At 72.4% G+C, this 4,783-nt stretch carries 2 protein-coding genes and 1 pseudogene; 2 read left to right on the top strand and 1 reads right to left on the bottom strand.

Going from position 1 to position 4,783, the window contains the following annotated elements; all coding sequences use genetic code 11:
• Together JHN63_RS50850 and JHN63_RS50845 are read left to right on the top strand one after the other, a co-directional pair.
• Nucleotides 1-2,172: pseudogene (locus JHN63_RS50850) on the top strand (serine protease); the annotation flags it as partial.
• Between the two features lie 150 nt (nucleotides 2,173-2,322).
• Nucleotides 2,323-3,294: a bifunctional riboflavin kinase/FAD synthetase gene (locus JHN63_RS50845; RefSeq protein WP_200691907.1), complete on the top strand. Its 972-nt coding sequence runs from the start codon at nucleotides 2,323-2,325 to the stop codon at nucleotides 3,292-3,294.
• Nucleotides 3,295-3,377: 83 nt separating this feature from the next.
• On the opposite strand, the gene JHN63_RS50840 is transcribed toward JHN63_RS50845, so the two are convergent.
• Nucleotides 3,378-4,783: MinD/ParA family protein (locus JHN63_RS50840; RefSeq protein ID WP_234478942.1), on the bottom strand; the 1,406-nt coding region annotated here is incomplete at its 5' end.

Raw genomic sequence — 4,783 nt, 5'->3', positions numbered from 1 at the left:
TCTGGGGGCGCAGCCCCCAGGGCGGTGGCGCCGGCTTGCGTTCGCCTTGGGGACCTGGGGCCGGATGAAGCCCGGAGGGCTCGCGCCGCGTACGCCGTTCCGGAGGGTGTTCTCGCCGACGTCGATGCCCGGCATCCCCTCGCTCTGCGGCTGCTGTCCGAGGTGCTTGCCGCGCTGCCTGCCGCCCCGGGTGTCCGGCTCGACCGCGACGACGTGTTCTCGGCGTATCTCGACCTCATGTGCCTGCGGATCGCCGTCCGGCTCGCCGCGGAGAACGGCCTGCGCGGCACCGCCGTTCGGCGGCTCGCCGCGAAGGTGTCCGGGCAGGTGCACGAGGCCGCGCGGCGCAGTCTCGGGCCGGGGCAGGGGGAGTTGGACCGCGAGTCGTTCGAGGCGGTGTTCCCATGGGGACTCGCACCGGCGCAGCTCGGCGGCGGTACCGGGTGGGCGTCCGCCGTCCTCACCGAGGGGCTGATCGTGCCGGCCGGTACCGGATACCGCTTCGCCCACGAGGAGTTGGCCGACTGGATCCAGGGCACGCACCTCGACCTCGACGAGGCCCTGCGGGCCCTGGTCCACCGCTCCAGGACGCCCCGCGCAGGCCACCCGCTCCCCGTACCGCATCACCGCATCGGCCCGGTCGTCCAGGCCCTGCTGCTCCTCGCCCGGCACCACGGAACCCGTCAACTGGCTCTACGGCTGGAGGAGTTGGAAAACGCCCTGGCCGCCGACCCGGACTCCTGGTGGGCCGCGCGACTCCTCGCCGAGGTGCTGCGACGCGTGCCCGACGCGACGCCGTACAGGGAGGCATTGCGGCTGCTGGCCGACCAGTTGGTGAAGAGGCGGGAGCAACGGGCAACCGTACCGAAGGAGTTCGCGCCCGAGTTCTGGACCGCGCTGAATCTCCCGGCCGCCGAGCGGTTCGCGCTGCTGCGCCGACTGGTGCTCGCCGACGGCGCCCCGCAGGACGGCACAGGGCCCCGATTCCTGGACACCGCCGCCGAGTTGCTCGCCGCCGACCCGGTCACCGTACAGCCGCTGCTGACCCGATGGTTCGAGGACGAACGGCCGTTGCCCGCGACGCCCGACGCGACCGTGGCGACGGCCGCGCAGGCGCTGCTGCACACGCACAGACGACGCGCGCTGGACGATCTGACGGAGGTGCTCGTCGGCTGTGCGCACGGGCGGGCCGACGAACTCCTCGCCGTACTCGCCGAGGAGGAGCCTTCGGCCGTGTGCCGGGCCGTGGACCGGTGGGCGCACGACGAGCGGCCGGGCCGCCGGGTGGCGGCGGTGGCGTACGGACTGCGGGCCGCCCCGCACGTACGGACCGAGGCCGACCGCGAACTCCTGCGCTACGCCGCCCAGTTCCTCCTCGCCCGCCCCGCCGACCGCTCCCTGCACGGCGGCGCGCTCGCCCTCCTGGTCCGCGATCCGCACACCCGCGCCCGCCATCTCCCGCAGGCGCTACGGCACTTCGCGTCCGGCGACCCGCAGTTCCCGCCGAGCGCGCTGGCCGCCGCCCTCACCACCGACCCCGAACCGGTCCTGGAGGCCTTCCGCGCCCGGCTCCACGGACCGCACGCGAGCGAGGCGGTCCGCACCCTCGCCGACATCACCACGCCCGCCCTCGCGAACCGGGCCGCCGCCCTGGTGCGCGAGACCGCCGTACGGTGGCCGGAGACCGCCGCGTACCTCGGTGTCTACGTCGACCGCTGCCTCGACCGCGGCCCCACCGCCCGGGCCGTCCTCCTCCCCTTGGTCACCGGCCTGCTGGACGGCGGCCCGGCCTCGGCGCGGGCGGCTCTGGCGGCCGTACTGGCCGCCCCCGGCACCACCGCCTCCCGCCCCCTGCGCCGCGAACTCCTGGAGTTCCTGCTGACGCACGAGCACGACCCCGCCGTACTCGACGCACTGCTGCACACGGCGGGGCGGCGTGACGACGACGAGATCCGCGACCTCGTCCACCGCACCGGGCGGCTGCTCGTCCGTACCCCCGCCGGCGCGACCCGTTTCGACCGCGGGCTCGTCGATCTGGGCCGCCATGTGCCCGGCTTCGCGGCCCTGATGGCCCGCTGGCTGGCGGACACCCCGGAGGACTGGGCCGCGGTGGTCGGCCCCAGCACCCGGCGCATGATCGAGAACCTGGCGGGGGTGGGGGTTCCCGCATAGCCCGCGCGGTGCGTCCTCGGTACGTGCGCCCGGTCACAGCCTCCATGCCGATGCGGGTCACGGGCCCCCGGCATGGCACCCTTAGACCTGCGTAAGAGGTCGACGACACAGGTCTACATACGGACACGGGTTCGATGAGGAGCGGTCACAGTGCAGCGCTGGCGTGGCTTGGAGGACATCCCTGAGGACTGGGGGCGCAGCGTCGTCACCATCGGTTCTTACGACGGGGTCCACCGCGGGCACCAGCTGATCATCCGGCATGCCGTGGAACGCGCCCGTGAGCTGGGCGTTCCCTCCGTCGTCGTCACCTTCGACCCGCACCCCAGCGAGGTCGTGCGCCCCGGCAGCCACCCGCCGCTGCTCGCCCCGCACCACCGCCGCGCCGAGTTGATGGCCGAGCTGGGGGTGGACGCGGCGCTCATCCTGCCGTTCACCAAGGAGTTCTCGAAGCTGTCCCCGGCCGACTTCGTGGTCAAGGTCCTGGTGGACAAGCTGCACGCGAAGGCGGTCGTCGAGGGCCCCAACTTCCGCTTCGGCCACAAGGCCGCGGGCAATGTGGCCTTCCTGATCGAGCAGGGCAAGACATACGACTTCGAGGTAGAGGTGGTGGATCTTTACGTGAGCGGTGCGGCGGGCGGTGGCGAGCCCTTCTCCTCCACACTGACCAGGCGGCTGGTCGCCGAGGGCGACGTCGAGGGCGCCCGCGAGATTCTCGGCCGCCCGCACCGGGTGGAGGGCGTGGTGGTGCGCGGCGCCCAGCGCGGACGCGAGATGGGCTTCCCGACGGCCAACGTCGAGACCCTGCCCCACACGGCGATCCCGGCGGACGGCGTCTACGCGGGATACCTCCATGTCGAGGGAGAGGCCATGCCGGCCGCGATCTCCGTCGGCACGAACCCGCAGTTCGACGGCACCGAGCGCACGGTCGAGGCGTACGCCATCGACCGCGTCGGCCTCGACCTCTACGGCCTCCATGTCGCCGTCGACTTCCTCGCCTTCGTGCGCGGCCAGGCGAAGTTCGAGTCGCTGGAGGGCCTGCTGGAGCAGATCGCCCAGGACGTGAAGCGCTGCCGCGAACTGATCTCGGCGGACGCGGACGCGGACTCCGGCGACGCCGGGTAGCGGTTTTTGGTTCTACGACGCCGAAGGGCGGCCGGTGCTTGTGGGCACCGGCCGCCCTTCGGCGTTCGGGGTGACGGGTCGCGCTACTGCTGTGGGGGTGCGGACGGCGGGGGCGGGGTGCCCTCCGGCGGCTGGGCATGGCCCGGGTGCTGCGGGTAGGGCTGAGCCTGCTGCCCAGGGTGCTGGGGATAGGGCGGCGCGGGCTGCTGGGCAGCGGGCCGGCCCTGTCCCTGCTGAGGGGGGTAGGGCTGCTGGCCGTACAGCTGCTGGTCCGGGTGAGGCGGCGGTTGGTGCTGCGGTTGCGGCTGCTGCGGGGGATGGGGACCGGACTGCGGCGGGCCCTGCTGACCCGGAGCGGGCCGGCCCGGGTACGGCTGCTGTTGCCCCGGATAACCCTGCTGCCCGGGGTAACCCTGCGCGCCCGGATATCCCTGCGCGCCCGGGTATCCCTGCTGGCCCGGCATCGGCGGGGCCAGCACCGGTGGCGGGTTGCCGTCGCTCGTCCACAGGCCGTGCATTTGCTGGTGGCGGACGAAGTCCTCGGCGACCAGGGCGGCCAGGTGGAAGTACGACTCCCGTACCTTCGGCCGCATCATGTCGAGGTCGACCTCCGCACCGGCGGCGAGATGCTCGTCGAACGGCACGACCACGACACCCCGGCAGCGCGTCTCGAAGTGGCTGACGATGTCCTCCACCTTGATCGTCTTGCCGGTCTCGCGGACACCGGAGATGACGGTGAGGGAGCGCGAGACGAGGTCCGCGTACCCGTGCGCCGACAGCCAGTCCAGCGTCGTACTCGCGCTGCTCGCACCGTCCACGGACGGCGTCGAGATGATGATGAGCTGGTCGGCGAGGTCGAGCACACCGCGCATGGCGCTGTAGAGCAGACCGGTACCGGAGTCGGTGAGGATGATCGGGTACTGCTTGCCCAGCACGTCGATCGCGCGCCGGTAGTCCTCGTCGTTGAACGTGGTCGACACGGCCGGGTCGACGTCGTTGGCGATGATCTCCAGACCGGAGGGCGCCTGGGACGTGAACCGGCGGATGTCCATGTACGAGTTGAGGTACGGGATCGCCTGGACCAGGTCGCGGATGGTCGCACCGGTCTCGCGGCGCACACGACGGCCGAGCGTGCCGGCGTCCGGGTTGGCGTCGATCGCGAGGATCTTGTCCTGGCGCTCGGTGGCGAGGGTGGAGCCGAGCGCGGTGGTGGTCGTGGTCTTGCCGACACCGCCCTTGAGGCTGATGACCGCGATCCGGTAGCAGGACAGCACCGGCGTACGGATCAGCTCCAACTTCCGCTGCCGCTCGGCCTCTTCCTTCTTGCCGCCGAGCTTGAAACGGGAGGACGCGGCACCGGGGCGGCCGCTCTTCGCCTTCTGCTTCTTGTTGTGGAGCAGCCGGTCGGACGACAGCTCGACGGCAGCGGTGTAACCCAGCGGCAGCCGACCAACCCCGGTGCGGCGCCGCTGGGTTACACCGCTGCCGT

Origin of the sequence: Streptomyces sp. MBT65, assembly GCF_016612545.1 — a bacterium.
Taxonomy (GTDB): domain Bacteria; phylum Actinomycetota; class Actinomycetes; order Streptomycetales; family Streptomycetaceae; genus Streptomyces.
Note: the sequence above shows the minus strand (reverse complement) of the source record. Positions and strands in the feature narration are given on the sequence as shown.